Raw genomic sequence first — 15563 nt, forward strand, 5'->3', positions numbered from 1 at the left:
GAGCCCCGCACCACGGCTCCCGCACCGGCCCCGTCAGGCGGAGAACGTCTCCGCCAGAGCGACCGCCTCCCCCAGGCTGTCCACCACCGGCACCCCCGCCCCCAGCAGACTGCTCCGGCTGTGCGACCCCCCGGTGTACAGCACCGCCCGCGCCCCCACATGCGCCGCCGCCACCGCGTCGTCCACCGCGTCCCCGATGACCACCGAGTTCTCCGGGGATATCCCGCCCACCGCGGCCAGCGCCTCGAAGTGCCGCTCCATGTGGAGCGCCTTGCTCCCGCCCGACGGGCCCGTCCGCCCGTCGACCCGGACGAAGTGGGACTCGATCCCGTACCCGCGCACGACCGGCACCAGGTGCTCGTGCCCGTACATGCTCAGCAGCGACTGGCTGTGCCCGGCCTGCCGCCACCGCGCCAGCAGGTCCTCCGCCCCGGCGGTGAGCCCGCAGGCGACCCGGCGCTCCGCGTAGTACCGGTGGAAGATGTCGTCCATCCGCTCCCACTCGGCCTCGGTGGGCAGCCGGCCCAGGAGCCGCTCGTAGAAGCGGGGTATGGGCACGCAGTACATCTCCCGGTACTGCTCCAGCGTCAGCGGCGCCAGCTCCACCTCCGCGAACGCGGCGTTCGTCGCGTGGATGACGGCGTGGATGTCGTCGAGCAGCGTGCCGTTCCAGTCCCAGACCAGATGCGTGCGTGTCTTCCCGGGTGTCATACGGAAAAAGTACCCGCCGGGTCTGACAACGCCGAGGCGTCAGCCGATGAGCTGCGGAATCTCCTGCACGCCGAACCAGAGCAGCTCATGGTCCTCCGCCCCGTCCACCGTGAACTGCGCGTCGTCGTCGCCGAGGTCCGCCGCACCCAGCGCGGCCGCGGCCGCGGCCACGTCCTTCTCGGCCTCGTCCGCGTCCACATGCACCGCCGCCGCCTTGGCCAGCGGCAGGGCGGTGGCGAGGCGCACCTCGCCGAGCGAGGCCGCGCTCAGCCCGTGGTCGGGGTCGGCGGTGGCTGCCCCGTCGGGGACGTCCACGGCGATGACGATCCGGCGCCGGGCCTCGTCCGGGTCCCCCGCGATCAGGCGGAGCGAGGCGGCGGCCGCCCGGTTGAGCGCCGCGTACTCCAGCTCCTCGATGTCGTCGGAGACGTACCACTCGCGCAGCCCGGGGGTGACCGCGTAGGCCGTCAGCGGCCCCGGGCCGACCTCTCCGGACGCGTGTGCCGCTGCGAGACCGGAGAGGGTCAGGGGGACGTACACGCGCATGGCAGGCCGCTTTCGTAGTCGGAGACGCCTTCAGGATACGTGGGGACCGTCCCCTTTCGGGTTTCGGCAACCGGGGGCCCACGTCCACCCGCGACGCTCCGTCACCCCCACGATGGCCCTTGCGGCACCTGGCCCGCGCCCCGGATAGGTGAATCGCCCCGAGCCCCTGACCGGCCGCGGGAGCCCCTTGCGGTGTTGTCGGCCGTCCCCGTAGAAGATCCACAGCACAAGTTACCGCCCGGTACTTCCCGGGCCCGGTCCACGGGGGCGATGAAGATGAGCATGAACAGCACCAGGCCCACCGGCCGCCGCGACCAGCGCCGGCCCCAGGCCGTACCTCCACAGCGGGCCCGGCGGCTCCAGCCGCACCGCCCGCCACGGCCCCACCAGTGGTTCGCCGAACGGCTGCTCGCGGTCCTCAGCGGCCAGCGCCCGGTGCACTGGATGCTCGGCCACACCATCGGCGACGCCTACGACCAGCTCGCCGAACTGGCCCCCAGCACCCCGCTCGGGGCCACCCGGGGCGCCCGCCCCGTCCTGCGCCACTGCCACGGCGCACAGCCCGCCACCGGAGTGGTCGAGGCGTTCGCCAGCATCACGGCGGGCGACCGGGTCCAGGCCATGGCCTTCCGCCTGGAACAGGGCCCCGACCAGCGCTGGCGCTGCGCGGCCGTGGAGCTGGGCGGCGAACGCCTCACCGCAGGGCAGCCGGGCCGCCGGTGACCCTCACCACGCGGCCGGGGCCGGACACCCTGCGGTGTCCGGCCCCGGCCCGTGCGGCGCTGCTGGTGCTACTTCTTGCGACGGCGACCGCCGCCGCCACCGCTCTTCTGCGCCTTGCGGCGCTCGGCACGCGTCATGCCGTCGGCGGGACCGGACTGCGCACCGTCGGTGGCGAGTTCACCCTCGACGACACCGCCCTCGCCGTCCACCGAGGGAGCGGAGAAGTGCAGCCGGTCCGGACGCTGCGGGGCCTCCAGGCCCTTGGCCCGGATCTGGGGGGCGGCGGGCTCCTTCGCCAGCGACGGGCCCTCGGCCGCGTCCTGCACCGGAACCTCCTCGACCTGCTGCTCCACCTGGACCTCCAGGTTGAACAGGTAGCCGACGGACTCCTCCTTGATGCCCTCCATCATGGCGTTGAACATGTCGAAGCCCTCGCGCTGGTACTCGACCAGCGGGTCCTTCTGCGCCATGGCCCGCAGGCCGATGCCCTCCTGGAGATAGTCCATCTCGTAGAGGTGCTCGCGCCACTTGCGGTCCAGCACGGAGAGGACCACGCGCCGCTCCAGCTCACGCATGATCTCCGAGCCGAGGGTCTTCTCGCGCTCCTCGTACTGCTCGTGGATGTCGTTCTTGACCGACTCGGCGATGAACTCGGCGGTGACGCCCGCCAGGTCGCCGGCCGCCTCCTCCAGCTCCTCGACGGTGACCTTCACCGGGTAGAGCTGCTTGAAGGCGCCCCACAGCCGGTCCAGGTCCCACTCCTCGGCGAAGCCCTCGGAGGTCTCCTGCGCGATGTAGTCGTCGATCGTGTCGTCCATGAAGTGCCGGATCTGGTCCTGGAGGTCCTCGCCCTCCAGGACGCGGCGGCGCTCGCCGTAGATGACCTCGCGCTGCCGGTTGAGCACCTCGTCGTACTTCAGGACGTTCTTACGCGTCTCGAAGTTCTGCTGCTCCACCTGCGACTGGGCCGAGGCGATGGCGCGGGTGACCATCTTGTTCTCGATCGGCACGTCGTCCGGGACGTTCGCCATCGACATGACGCGCTCGACCATCTGGGCCTTGAACAGGCGCATCAGGTCGTCGCCCAGCGACAGGTAGAAGCGGGACTCGCCCGGGTCGCCCTGACGGCCGGAACGACCACGCAGCTGGTTGTCGATACGACGCGACTCGTGCCGCTCCGTACCGAGCACGTAGAGCCCGCCGAGCTCCTTGACCTCTTCGAACTCCGCCTTCACGGCCAGCTCGGCCGACTCCAGCGCGGCGGGCAGCGCGGCCGCCCACTCCTCGACGTTCTCCACCGGGTCGAGGCCGCGCTGGCGCAGCTCCGCCTCGGCAAGGTCGTCCGGGTTGCCGCCGAGCTTGATGTCGGTGCCTCGGCCGGCCATGTTCGTGGCGACCGTGACGGCGCCCTTGCGGCCGGCCTGGGCGACGATCGTCGCCTCCCGGTCGTGCTGCTTGGCGTTGAGGACCTCGTGCTGGACACCGCGCTTGGAGAGCTGCTGCGAGAGGTACTCGGACTTCTCGACCGAGGTGGTGCCGACCAGGATCGGCTGGCCCTTCTCGTGCTTCTCCGCGATGTCGTCGACGACCGCGGCGAACTTGGCGACCTCGGTCCGGTAGATCAGGTCCGACTGGTCGGCCCGGACCATCGGCCGGTTCGTCGGGATCGGCACCACGCCCAGCTTGTAGATCTGCTGGAACTCGGCGGCCTCGGTCATCGCCGTACCGGTCATGCCGGAGAGCTTGTCGTAGAGGCGGAAGAAGTTCTGCAGGGTGATCGTGGCGAGGGTCTGGTTCTCGTCCTTGATGTCCACCCCTTCCTTCGCCTCGATCGCCTGGTGCATGCCCTCGTTGTAGCGGCGGCCGGCGAGGATACGGCCGGTATGCTCGTCGACGATCATGACTTCGCCGTCGATGACGACGTAGTCCTTGTCCTTCTTGAACAGTTCCTTCGCCTTGATGGCGTTGTTCAGATAGCCGACGAGCGGGGTGTTGACCGACTCGTAGAGGTTGTCGATGCCGAGCCAGTCCTCGACCTTGGCGACGCCGGACTCGTGGATGGCCACGGTCCGCTTCTTCTCGTCGACCTCGTAGTCGCCGGTCTCCTCGATGCCCTTGAGCTGGTTGCCCGCCTCCCCCTTGGTGAGGCGGGTGACCAGCTTGGCGAAGTCGCCGTACCACTTGGTGGCCTGGTCGGCCGGGCCGGAGATGATCAGCGGCGTACGGGCCTCGTCGACCAGGATCGAGTCGACCTCGTCGACCACGGCGAAGTTGTGGCCGCGCTGGACGAGCTCGTCCTTGGACCACGCCATGTTGTCGCGCAGGTAGTCGAAACCGAACTCGTTGTTCGTGCCGTACGTGATGTCGCAGGCGTACTGCTCGCGGCGCTGCGCCGGGGTCATGTTGGAGACGATGCAGCCGACGGTCAGGCCCAGGAACTTGTGGACGCGGCCCGTCAGCTCGGAGTCACGCTCGGCGAGGTAGTCGTTGACCGTGATCAGGTGCACGCCCTTGCCGGAGAGGGCGTTGAGATACGAGGGCAGGGTGCCGACGAGGGTCTTGCCCTCACCGGTCTTCATCTCGGCCACATAGCCGAGGTGCAGGGCGGCTCCGCCCATCATCTGCACGTCGTAGTGGCGCTGTCCGAGGACGCGCTTCGCGGCCTCACGGACCGTGGCGAACGCTTCGGGAAGCAGGTCGTCCAGGCTCTCGCCGTCCGCGTACCGTTCCTTGTACTCGTCGGTGAGCGCCCGCAGCTCGGCGTCGGAGAGGTTGACGAAGTCCTCTTCGATGGAGCTGACCTGGTCCGCGATGCGGTGCAGTTTGCGCAGGATCTTGCCTTCGCCTGCACGCATGAGCTTGTTGAAGACGGACACTGAGGCTGGTCTCCTTGCCGGTCGGGCCTGGCACTGGTCGTGTGATGGACTCTGGCGCGGGCACGGCAGGTGGGCCCCACCGCAACGGCCATCGTAAGCGAGGACACCACCGCGTCGGGAGGGCTGCCGTCGCCTGGACCTCGCCGCACCCTCTCCGGACAACGGCCCAGAGGCCCGGAAGGTGCCGGGAAGCCCCGAAAGTGGTCGCATCGCGGCTGTCCTCTCACGAGAATCACTCTATGGAGCCGACCACTCTCACCACGCGACGCCTTCTCATGCGGCCGTTCGGTCCGCAGGACACCTACCGCGTGCACGCGGCCTGTCAGGATCCGGACATCCGGCGCTGGACGGTGATCCCCTCCCCGTACCGGCTCACCGACGCGGAGCTGTTCACCGCCAAGCTCGCGCCGACGGGCTGGCGGGACGACTCCTCGTACAGCTTCGCGCTGGTGCTGCAGGAGAGCGGGACGCTCGCCGGTGCGCTCTGCATCGACCGCCGCAGCCGGCCGGGGACGTACGAGGTGGGCTACTGGTCCACCAAGGAGCACCGGGGTCGCGGGTACGTCACCGAGGCGGTGCTCGGCTCCGCCCGCTGGGCCTTCACGGCGCTCGGGGCGGACCGGCTGGAGTGGCGGGCCGAGATCGGCAACGTGGCCTCGCGTGCGGTCGCCCTGCGGGCGGGGTTCCGGCTGGAGGGCGACCAGCGGTCCGGGCTCCTCAACAAGGGGGTGCGGCGCGATGCCTGGACGGCGGCGCTGCTCCCGTCCGACCTGGGCCTTCCCGGCGCCCACCCCTACCTCCACGAGCGGCACGCCGAACGGCCCGGCACCACACCGGACTCCGTGCGCTGAGGCGGCGACGGAACATCTTCACCCACTGTCAGTGGCGCGGTCTAGGGTTCGACGTATGACGCCTGTGCCTCCTCCCGCAGTCGAACTCTCCGCCGACCAGGCCCGCCGCATCGCGCTGCGCGCCCAGGGCTTCCTGGGGGCTCCTGACCGCCGGGCGGGGGTGCCGGGGGTGCTGCGGCACCTCGGGGCGGTCCAGCTGGACACCATCTCGGTGCTGGCCCGCTCCCACGAGCTGATCCCCTACGCCCGGCTCGGCGCGGTGGGGCGGCGCACGGTGGAGGAGGCGTACTGGTCGGGCGGCCGCTCCTTCGAGTACTGGTCGCACGCCGCGTGCATCCTGCCCGTCGAGGAGTGGCCGCACTTCGCGTTCCGCCGCCGCGCCTACCGCGCCCGCCCGCACTGGCACCACGATCTGCCCGACGGCGCCTACGACAAGGTGGTCAAGCAGCTGCGCGCCGAGGGCCCGCTGACGGCGACCGAGCTGGGCGGTGCGAAGAACGGCGGGGAGTGGTGGGACTGGTCGGCGTCCAAGGTCGCCGTGGAGCGGGCCCTCATGTACGGCGAGGTGGTCTGCACCGAGCGGCGCGGCTGGAAGCGGGTCTACGACCTGGCCGAGCGGGCCATCCCGGACACCGTGCTCCACGACGACCTGAGCGACACCGAGTGCCGGCGGCGTCTTGTCGCGCTGGCGGGCAAGTCCCTGGGGGTCGGCACCCGTAGCGACATCGCGGACTACCACCGGCTCAAGGGCGAGGAGTTCGACGCGGTGGTCGCCGACTCGGGTCTGGTCCCGGTGGCGGTGGAGGGCTGGGCCAAGCCCGCCTGGGCGGACCCCGAGGCGCTGGCCGAGGAGCCGCGCGGGCGCCACCGTACGACGCTGCTCTCCCCGTTCGACTCCCTGGTCTGGGAGCGGGCGCGCACCGAACGGATCTTCGGCTTCACACACCGGCTGGAGGCGTACGTCCCCAAGCCGAAGCGGATCCACGGCTATTTCGCGATGCCGCTGCTGGCGGGCGGCAAGCTCCAGGGGCGCGTCGACCCGGCGCGCGAGGGCACCACGCTGGTCGCCCGGCAGGCATCCCTGGCCGGTCCGAAGGCGGTGGTCCCGATGGCCGAGGCCTTGGTGGAGGCGGCTGCCTGGGTGGGCTGCACGGACATCCGGCTGGAGCGGATCGACGCCCCGGAGCTGCGGGACCCGCTCAGGGACGAGATCGGCCGGGCCCTCCAGCGCGCCTACCGCTGAGCGCCTCGGTGGCTACCTGATCTCCAGGATCTTCTCGCGCATGGCATAGACCACGGCTTCCATACGGGAGTGCAGCTGGAGCTTCTCCAGGATATTGCGGACGTGGTTCTTCACCGTGTTCTCGGAAATGAACAACTCCTTGGCGATATCCCGGTTGTTCATGCCGGTCGCCACGAGTTTGAGGACTTCGAGTTCCCGTTCGGTGAGGCGGGGGCGGGGACGAGCCGGCGCTCGTCGGTGCGCTGGATCATCGATTTGAACTCGGTGAGCAGCTTGGAGGCCATGGAGGGGCTGATCTGGGACTGCCCGTCCGCGACGGCGCGAATGGCCGTCGCCACCTCGTCGGTGGAGATCTCCTTGAGGAGGTATCCGGTGGCGCCCGCCTTGATCGCGTCGTAGAGGTCGGCTTCCTCATCGCTGATCGTCAGCATGATGATCTTTGCACTGGGTGCCACCTCCTTGATGGAGGTGCAGGCCTCGATGCCACCGCGTTTGGGCATCCGCACATCCATCAGGATGATGTCGGGCAGCAGGTCGGCGGCCTTGTCGACCGCCTCGGAACCGTCGCCGGCCTCGCCGACGACCAGGATGTCCTCCTCCTGCGCGAGGACGATCTCCAGGCCTCTGCGGAAGAGCGCGTGGTCATCGACCACGAGGACCCGGATGGGCTCCTTGCGCGAGGTGCCGTCCAGGCCGTCGTCGGTGCGGGCACCGGCGTCGTCGGAACCACTCGCACCGCGCACGGGCCCGAAGGTGTCCACCATCGTTCCTCCCCTGAAGGCCACGGCCTGATAGTCATCAGTCGTCCGCCAACGGCGTTTCACCGAACCCCGATTGGCTCGGAACGCCATGATTCCATGCCGGGACGTCCGAGCGGTGATCCTGTGATCGCGCACAGGTGCCCCTGGTGGCGTGAAAACGCTCCAGGGGCACCGTGACGGCGTGGCGTCAGCCGCCGAGCGCTCCTCCCGCGCCGCCTGCCTCGTCAGCGGCGAGCGGGTCGGTCCTCAGGTGGATCACGCCGTAGTCGTAGGCGTGCCGCCGGTAGACGACACTGGGCTCCTTCGTCTCGGAGTCGACGAACAAGTAGAAGTCGTGCCCCACCAGTTCCATCTCGTAGAGCGCCTGGTCGAGTGCCATGGGTGCGGCGGTGTGGGTCTTCTCCCGCATCACGAGAGGCCCTTCGCCCTGCACCTCGATCGATCCGACCTTGGTGGTCGGTACGGGTTCCGACGGCTGCTCGCCGACTAGCTCGCCGTCCTCGTCGAACGAGGCGACACCCGGCACCACATCCCCGACCTCCGCGGCCGACAGACGGCCGTTGCCCCGGCGGCTGTAGCGCTTGTCGTGCTGCTTGCGCAGCCGGGCCTCCAGCTTTCCGGTGGCCAGGTCGAGTGCTGCGTAGGGGTCGCCCGCGGCCGCTTCCGCCCGGATGACCGGCCCACGCGAGTGGAGCGTGATCTCCACCCGGTCGGAACGGTCGGCCTGGCGAGGATTCGGCTCCTTGGACACCTCGACGTCGACGCTGATCACCTTGCCGTCGAACTTCTGGATCTTGTCCAGCTTCAGCTTCTCGGCCACGTGCTTGCGGAACCGCTCGGGCACCTCGGTCTTGCGGCCCTTGACGACGATGTCCACGCAGAACTCCGTTCCCGGATCGCCCCGCTTCAGTGGCGGGGCATCTCCCTTTTGCACCAGCCCCCGGCGATCCCCAGGGGCCTCGGACTCGGTGACTTTCGTCTCCTCCTCCCCCGTCGGAGAGGTCCCTACCTCGACCGGCTCGACTGCTTCCGGTCCGTCGGTGAGTTACCTGCCCGAAACCTCAAGGTGCATTCATCGAGGTTCGGTCTTCACCGCTCCTCACAACCGAACATAGCCTGCACACCGGGGTATCGGCACCCGCTGCCGGTACTTACCTCCGTTCAGGGGGTTTTGCCCTCTCATTACCTGCAACGACGCAAGTTCTCGGTCAGTTCTGGTTTATTTCGAAGGCGGACGGAGAAGCGGAGACGACCGCCGCCGCGCACACCTCGCGGCCGGAGGGCCTCCGGCCGCTCCCGAGCGCCTCGCCGACGGCCCGCGCCGCCTCGGCCAGCGTCGATCCCGTCGTCAACAGGTCGTCCACCAGGACCACCCTGCCGTGGGCGAGCAGCCGCTCTCCCCCGGAGGCCACTTCCAGCGCCCCGGCCAGATTCTCCCGTCGCCGGTGTGCCGTGAGCCCCGACTGGTCGGCCACCGCGCGGCACTGCCGCAGCACCGGGGCGACCCGGGCGGCGCGGCCGGTGCGCCGCAGCTCGGCCGCCGCCGCCCGGGCGATCCGGCGCACCGGATCATGGCCACGCGCCGCGGTCGCGGAGCGCGCGGAGGGAACGGGCACCAGCAGCAGGGGCCCCACGGCTCCCGCCTGCCCCGTCCCGGCCCGTACGGAGGCCGCCAGAGCCCGTCCGAGGGGTCCGGTGAGCCCGAGTGCCCCGCGCTCCTTGTGGGCCAGCAGCACCGCACGTACGGCGTTCTCGTACGGCGCCGCCGCATAGACCGCCGGAAGCCCCGCGGGCCGGGGCGAGGGCCGCACCCCACGGGCGGGCGCCCCATGCAGCGCGGCCCTGCACACCGTGCACAACTCCGTACGCGGCCTGCCGCAGCCCGCGCAGGCCACCGGCAGGACCAGGCCGGAGAACTCCCGCCACCAATCCCGCATGGCTCCACTGTGACCGGCTCCGGAGAACCGGGCCACCCCTGTGGAAAACCCTCCGGCCGGGAAGCCCGCCGGACCGGGAGACCCTGGGACCGGCCGGGCACCGGGGCCAGCCCGGGGGCCCGTGGGGGCCTCAGCCCGGGTAGACCAGCGAGGTGCCCTCTTCCAGGACCGTCTGCCAGTTGTCGCCCGGCGAGAGCTTCACTATGCCGTCGCCCTCGGTCTCCGCCATCAGCGGAAGCAGCTCGTCGTCCGCCGCGGCGACCGCGCGGACCTGGTTCACCCCGGGCAGCACCCCGGAGGCGCCGGAGGACGGCGTGGAACCGTCGGCCTGCACGTACCGCACCTGCTGGACACCGCCCGCCTCCTTGCCGACCACGACGAGACGGCTGCGGCCCGACCAGGAGATGGCCGTGACGTCCGTGAGCTGGGGCGCGGCCTGGCGCAGGTCCTCGACCGAGATCTCCGGCGCCTCCTCGGTCCCGCGCCGCTCCACCCGGCCGATCTTCAGCGTCGTATGCCCGTCCTCCGTCACCAGCAGGGCGATCCGCACCCCGTCCGCCGACAGCCGCAGCTCCTCGATCCGCCCCCCGTCCAGGCCAGGGACGCGGACCTCCTCCGGTTCGCCCTCACCCTTGACCAGCCGCAGCAGCCTCGGGCGCGCCTTGTCGCGGTCGGCGACCCACAGGTCGCCCCGGCCGTCCCAGCTGGGCGACGACAACCGGTCGGCTGCCTTCTTCCCCGCGCTGGTCACCACGGGCGGGGCCAGCTCGCCCGGCACGTCCATGGAGGCCACGTAAAGGCTCTGCCCGTTCGCCGAGACACCGGCGGCCCGCTGCTCGTCCCGGGCCACGCCGACGGCGCCCATCGCCACCGCGCCGACACCGAGGGGGCCGTTCACCGGCTCAGGTGTTCCCCTGCCATCGGAGGCTCCGGCGATCCGCTGGACCCTTCCCTTGGCATCGAGGAAGTACTGGCTGTCGGGCCCGTCGGATCCGCTGTCGGACGAGAACTCCTCCGCCTCGTCCGCATCCAGCGCGCAGAGCCGGCCCGCCGCGCCCTCCAGCTCCACCTGCTCGACCCCCGAGGTCAGGTCCCGCAGGGTGAAGAGCACCTGGGCGGCCATCATCAGGCAGGCGGAGCGGCCCACCTTGTCGGCCTTGCCGTTGAGCGGCACCTTCAGCACGTTCTGGTCGTCGGGGGTCAGCGTGACGACGTCCTTGCGCAGCGCGGTACCGGTGGGGAAGCGGGAGTCGACCACCGGCCGCAGCCAGTTCGTCGGCCCCTCCAGCAGCGTCCTGACCGTCTGCGTCGCCGTGCTCATCTGCGTGACCGGATCGGTGCCGGTGCGTACGTAGACGGGGTCGGCGACGAGCGTCGGCTGCCCGTTCGTCCGGCCGGTGGCGAAGTAGTACTTGTTCACGGAGCGGTAGAGCCGCTTGAAGTCGGACTGCCCGAGGACCAGGCCGTCCGGCACGATGTCGATGCGCCACTCGGCCTTCCCGTCCGCCAGCTTCTCCCGCACCAGATGCAGCATCTGGGAGTAGTCGGTGGGGGCGAGCGGCTGGTAGGAGCTCTGGGCGTCGACCGCCGCCACCTTCTCGCCGGTCAGCGTGTAGGAGGTCTCGGAGTCCCGGCGCACCTCGTCGTGGAGCAGGGGGCCGCTGCGGTTGGGCGCCTGGGCGAGCACCGTGGTGCCCTCGCTCGGCTGCCAGGTCTTCGCGGCGTCCGCGCTCAGGTACTTGCGCGTGGTCTGGAAGCCGGGGTCGTCGCTGGTCATGGACTCCAGGAACCCGTCGACGATCTCGCTGGGCGCCGCGCCCTCGCGGGGCTCCACCGCGTACACCTGCACCTGGGAGTCGCCGGGCTGCGAGGCGTCGACGGCCTTGACGTCACCGGTCACCGGCATCGAACCGCAGCCGGCGAGCACGATGACGGAGCAGCCGAGCAGCGCGGTGAGCCGCACGCCGTGTCCGGGGCCACCGCGACGGCGGTCAGTACCCACGAGTGGTGTCCTCCTGGTCGGAATCGCGCGCCGGTGAACCCGGTCCGCCGGAACGCTCCGGTGCCGGACGTGCCACGACACGGGCCCCGTTGCCCGGCAGCGCCGCCGGGTGCACCGAGGCGGGGGCCGGGTGCGGCACCGTGGAGCGGGCCGGCACGGGCAGCGGCGAGCGCTTCGCCGCCCCGGACTGGTTCGGTACGGACACCAGCCGGTTCTCGCCCGCCGTCGCCTCGTCGCGCTCCCGGTTCTCCCGGTTGCGCCGGGAGTCCTCGGGCTCCAGCGGTATCGGCGAACCGCGCAGCGGCTCGTCCGCCGTACGCGGCAGGGTCAGCCGGAACTGGGACCCGCCGCCCGGCTCGCCCCACGCCTGGAGCCAGCCGCCGTGCAGCCGGGCGTCCTCGACGGCGATGGAGAGCCCGAGACCGGTCCCGCCGGTCGTCCGGGCCCGCGCCGGGTCGGCACGCCAGAACCGGTTGAAGACCCGGGTCGCCTCGCCGGGCTTGAGCCCGACCCCGTAGTCCCGGACGGCCACGGCGACCGCTCCCTGGGCCACGCCCATCCGCACGACGACGTCCCGGCCCTCGCCGTGCTCCACGGCGTTGACCACGAGGTTGCGCAGCACCCGCTCCACGCGCCGCGCGTCGGCCTCGGCGATCACCGGCTGGTCGTCGCCGATGACCAGGATCCGGCTGCCCTTGCGCTCGGCGAGCGGTTCGGCACCGCCGATCACCCGGTGCACCACGGCTCGCAGGTCTATCGGCTCGGCCTCCAGCGCCGCGGCGCCCGCGTCGAACCGGCTGATCTCCAGCAGGTCCGAGAGCAGCGACTCGAAGCGGTCGAGTTGGTCGCCGAGCAGCTCGGCGGAGCGCGCGGTGACGGGATCGAAGTCGGCGCGCGCCTCATGGATGACGTCGGCGGCCATCCGTACGGTCGTGAGGGGGGTCCGCAGCTCGTGCGAGACGTCGGAGACGAAGCGGCGCTGCATCCGGGAGAGCTCCTCCAGCTGCTGGATCTTCAGCTGGAGGTTCTGCGCCATCTTGTTGAAGGCCTCACCCAGCCGCGCGATGTCGTCCTCGCCGGTGACCTTCATCCGTTCCTGGAGCTTCCCGGCGGAGAGCCGCTCGGCGATACCGGCCGCCATCCGCACCGGGGTGACGACCTGGCGCACCACGAACCAGGCGATGGCTCCGAGCAGCACGACGACGAACAGTCCGGCGGTCGCCAGGGTCGTCTTGACCAGCGTCAGGGACTTCTCCTCCTGCGTGAGCGGGAAGAGGTAGTAGAGCTCGTAGGGGTGCTGGTCGATGTCGTAGAGCCGCTTGCCGACGACCAGGCCGGGCTGCGACTCCTTGCCGTACGAGTACCGGATCAGGGAGTACGTCTGGAACGCCCCCTGCCCCTTGCCGACATCCTGGCGCAGCCGCTCGGGCACGCTGGAGGCCTCGACACTGCCCGAACCACGTGGGGCACGGCTGCCCGCGCCCTCGTTGGCCGAGTCCGCGCTGAGCGCGACCACGTTGAAGGCGTTCTTGCCGCCACTGGCGAGCTGGTCGACGAGCTCGGTGCGCCAGGAGGTGTTGGCGGTCATCCCGTCGGGGCCCTCGGTGCCCTGCCCGCCCGGGGCCAGCGAGGCGTTCGCCTTCTCCTGGGCCGCGGCGAAACCACCGGCGGCCTGGGTCTGGGCGGCCTTGCCCTTCGCGTCGAGGAGGCCGTTGCGGACCTGCCCGATCACGACGAAGCCGAGCAGCAGCACCACGGCCATCGACATCAGCAGGGTGCCCGCGACGACGCGGAGCTGCAGGTTGCGCCGCCACAACCGCACGGCAGGCAGCAACGGACGGCGCACCCACCGCATCAGCAGACGAGGTACGGGCCCGCCGGGCGTCCGGTCCTGGAACAACCGGCCGCCCTGCAGGAGACGGCTCAAACGAGAAGCCTTCCGTCCCGGACCGGCAGCCCGCTCCGCACGGACTCCCGGCTCCCCGGGGTTCGGAGCAGCGCTGCCTTCGGACATGTCAGCTCGGTCCGGCCTTGTAACCGACACCGCGGACGGTCACGACGATCTCCGGTCGCTCTGGGTCCTTCTCGACCTTGGAGCGCAGCCGCTGGACATGCACGTTCACCAGCCGGGTGTCGGCCGCGTGCCGGTAGCCCCAGACCTGCTCCAGCAGGACCTCACGGGTGAAGACCTGCCACGGCTTCCGGGCGAGGGCGACCAGCAGGTCGAACTCCAGCGGCGTCAGGGCGATGGACTGCCCCTCCCGCTTCACGGAGTGACCGGCCACGTCGATGACCAGGTCACCGATGGTCAACTGCTCCGGCGCGGGCTCTTCGGACCGCCGCAGGCGTGCCCTGATCCGGGCGACCAACTCCTTAGGTTTGAACGGCTTGACGATGTAGTCGTCGGCCCCGGACTCCAGGCCGACCACGACATCGACGGTGTCGCTCTTGGCAGTGAGCATGACGATCGGCACACCGGACTCGGCCCTGATCAGCCTGCACACCTCGATGCCGTCCCTTCCGGGCAGCATGAGGTCGAGCAGCACCAGGTCCGGCTTGGCCTCACGAAATGCGGCCAGTGCCTTGTCGCCGTCCGCTACGAACGACGGCTCGAAACCTTCTCCACGCAGCACAATCCCGAGCATCTCGGCCAGTGCGGTGTCGTCGTCGACGACAAGGACGCGTCCCTTCATAATCGACATCATCCCATTAGCTAATCGTTACCTGCGATGATCTGGCACACAGCTCTGCCAGTCCGACCCCTGTGACCGGGGAAATGACGCCCTCCTCGGTGACGATCGCCGTGATCAATTCGGGCGGCGTGATGTCGAAAGCCGGGTTGTACGCCGGGGCCCCGAGGGGTGCGACGACCATCCCACCTCCGCCGTCCGCCGATACGGCCTTCGGCGGTGTGAGCTCCGTCACTTCCTGCCCGGAACGCTGCTCAACGATGATCGATGTGCCTTCGGCCGTGTCCATGTCCACGGTCGTCGTCGGCGCCACCACGATGAACGGCACATGGTGGTACTTCGCGAGCACAGCCAACGGATAGCTCCCCACTTTGTTGGCCACCGAGCCGTCTGCGGCAATGCGGTCCGCCCCAATGAGTACGGCATCCACCTCACCCGCGGCGAACAGGGAGCCCGCCGCGCTGTCCGTGAGCAGGCTGTACGCCATCCCGCCGCGCGCCGCCTCGTACGCCGTCAGCCTCGCCCCCTGGAGCAGTGGCCGGGTCTCGTCCACCCACAGCCGACGCAGCCGCCCCTCCCGGTGCACCCGCAGCGCCACCGCGAAGGCCGTCCCCTCGCCCCCGGAGACCAGCGCCCCGGTGTTGCAGTGGGTCAGCAGCTGATAGCCCTGCCCCGGCAGCAGCTCCTCCAGGAGCGCCGTCCCGAACTCCGCCATGCGCCTGCTGGCCTGGGCGTCCTCCCGGTGCAGGGCCTGTGCCTCGGCCAGCGCCACAGCGGCGGCCTCCGCCGTCCCGGCCCCCTTGCCGGCAGCCGCCCAGTAGGCGTCGGCCACCCGCCGCACCCCGTAACCGAGATTCACCGCGGTGGGCCGCGCCCCCTCCAGCAGCCCCGCGGCCTCCGCCACGTCGTAGCCACGGGCCGCCGCGAGCGCCACCCCGTACCCCCCGGCGATCCCGAGCAGCGGGGCCCCTCGCACCGCCAGCGTCCGGATCGCCCGCACCAGCGCGGGCACATCCGTGCACACCAGCTCGACCTCCTCCGCGGGCAGCCGCGTCTGGTCGAGAAGCACCAGCACAGGGCCTTCCGGAAGGTCGTCCCAACGGAGCACGGAAAGCGCGGGAGGCTCGCCGCCCACCGGCGTTTGCACGTCCTGATCAGCCATCCGCCCAGTCTGCCCGGTGAGCCGCCCACAAATGAAGCCATGAAGGAGAGAAGGCTCCCGG

Annotated in this window: 12 protein-coding genes and 1 pseudogene; 3 read left to right on the forward strand and 10 right to left on the reverse strand. The window is 70.7% G+C overall.

All coding sequences use genetic code 11. The annotated features are described in order from the left end of the window. Positions 1-33: 33 nt before the first annotated feature. Positions 34-711 (reverse strand): HAD family hydrolase, encoded by a 678-nt coding sequence (locus D6270_RS12140; RefSeq protein WP_109165394.1) that lies wholly within the window; start codon positions 709-711, stop codon positions 34-36. 39 nt (positions 712-750) lie between these two features. Beyond that, positions 751-1257, reverse strand: a complete 507-nt coding sequence (locus D6270_RS12145; protein WP_109165393.1) for a DUF6912 family protein — start codon at positions 1255-1257, stop codon at positions 751-753. A 276-nt stretch (positions 1258-1533) separates the two neighbouring features. Here D6270_RS12145 and D6270_RS12150 point away from each other — a divergent pair, with 276 nt between their 5' ends. Then, positions 1534-1980 (forward strand): Rv3235 family protein, encoded by a 447-nt coding sequence (locus D6270_RS12150; RefSeq protein WP_109167480.1) that lies wholly within the window; start codon positions 1534-1536, stop codon positions 1978-1980. 68 nt (positions 1981-2048) lie between these two features. On the opposite strand, the gene secA is transcribed toward D6270_RS12150, so the two are convergent. Further along, positions 2049-4856, reverse strand: a complete 2808-nt coding sequence (secA, locus tag D6270_RS12155) for a preprotein translocase subunit SecA (RefSeq protein WP_109165392.1) — start codon at positions 4854-4856, stop codon at positions 2049-2051. A 239-nt stretch (positions 4857-5095) separates the two neighbouring features. On the opposite strand from secA, the gene D6270_RS12160 reads away from it, so the two are divergent. Then, the gene (locus tag D6270_RS12160; RefSeq protein ID WP_109165391.1) at positions 5096-5707 is read left to right on the forward strand and encodes a GNAT family N-acetyltransferase; all 612 of its coding nucleotides are present in this window, start codon (positions 5096-5098) and stop codon (positions 5705-5707) included. 55 nt (positions 5708-5762) lie between these two features. Next, positions 5763-6950 carry a winged helix-turn-helix domain-containing protein gene (locus tag D6270_RS12165; protein ID WP_109165390.1) on the forward strand — a complete coding sequence of 396 codons (1188 nt, stop codon included), beginning with the start codon at positions 5763-5765 and terminating at the stop codon, positions 6948-6950. A 12-nt stretch (positions 6951-6962) separates the two neighbouring features. Here D6270_RS12165 and D6270_RS12170 read toward each other — a convergent pair. The 7 genes and pseudogenes from D6270_RS12170 to mtnA all read right to left on the reverse strand — a co-directional run bounded on the left by D6270_RS12170 (position 6963) and on the right by mtnA (position 15502). Beyond that, a pseudogene (locus D6270_RS12170) lies at positions 6963-7714 on the reverse strand (response regulator). A gap of 184 nt (positions 7715-7898) precedes the next feature. Further along, complete coding sequence (hpf, locus tag D6270_RS12175) at positions 7899-8588, reverse strand: ribosome hibernation-promoting factor, HPF/YfiA family (RefSeq protein ID WP_109165388.1); 690 nt, start codon at positions 8586-8588, stop codon at positions 7899-7901. Positions 8589-8919: 331 nt separating this feature from the next. Next, on the reverse strand, positions 8920-9648 hold the full coding sequence (locus D6270_RS12180) for a phosphoribosyltransferase (protein ID WP_109165387.1): 729 nt from the start codon (positions 9646-9648) through the stop codon (positions 8920-8922). A 130-nt stretch (positions 9649-9778) separates the two neighbouring features. Then, the gene (locus D6270_RS12185; RefSeq protein WP_109165386.1) at positions 9779-11611 is read right to left on the reverse strand and encodes an LpqB family beta-propeller domain-containing protein; all 1833 of its coding nucleotides are present in this window, start codon (positions 11609-11611) and stop codon (positions 9779-9781) included. 28 nt (positions 11612-11639) lie between these two features. Beyond that, the gene (gene mtrB / locus D6270_RS12190; RefSeq protein WP_109165385.1) at positions 11640-13664 is read right to left on the reverse strand and encodes an MtrAB system histidine kinase MtrB; all 2025 of its coding nucleotides are present in this window, start codon (positions 13662-13664) and stop codon (positions 11640-11642) included. A gap of 1 nt (position 13665) precedes the next feature. Continuing rightward, positions 13666-14355: a two-component system response regulator MtrA gene (mtrA, locus tag D6270_RS12195; RefSeq protein WP_007448372.1), complete on the reverse strand. Its 690-nt coding sequence runs from the start codon at positions 14353-14355 to the stop codon at positions 13666-13668. Positions 14356-14359: 4 nt separating this feature from the next. Then, on the reverse strand, positions 14360-15502 hold the full coding sequence (gene mtnA, locus D6270_RS12200; RefSeq protein WP_109165384.1) for an S-methyl-5-thioribose-1-phosphate isomerase: 1143 nt from the start codon (positions 15500-15502) through the stop codon (positions 14360-14362). Between the last annotated feature and the right edge of the window lie 61 nt (positions 15503-15563).

This window comes from Streptomyces griseus subsp. griseus, from assembly GCF_003610995.1.
GTDB lineage: Bacteria > Actinomycetota > Actinomycetes > Streptomycetales > Streptomycetaceae > Streptomyces.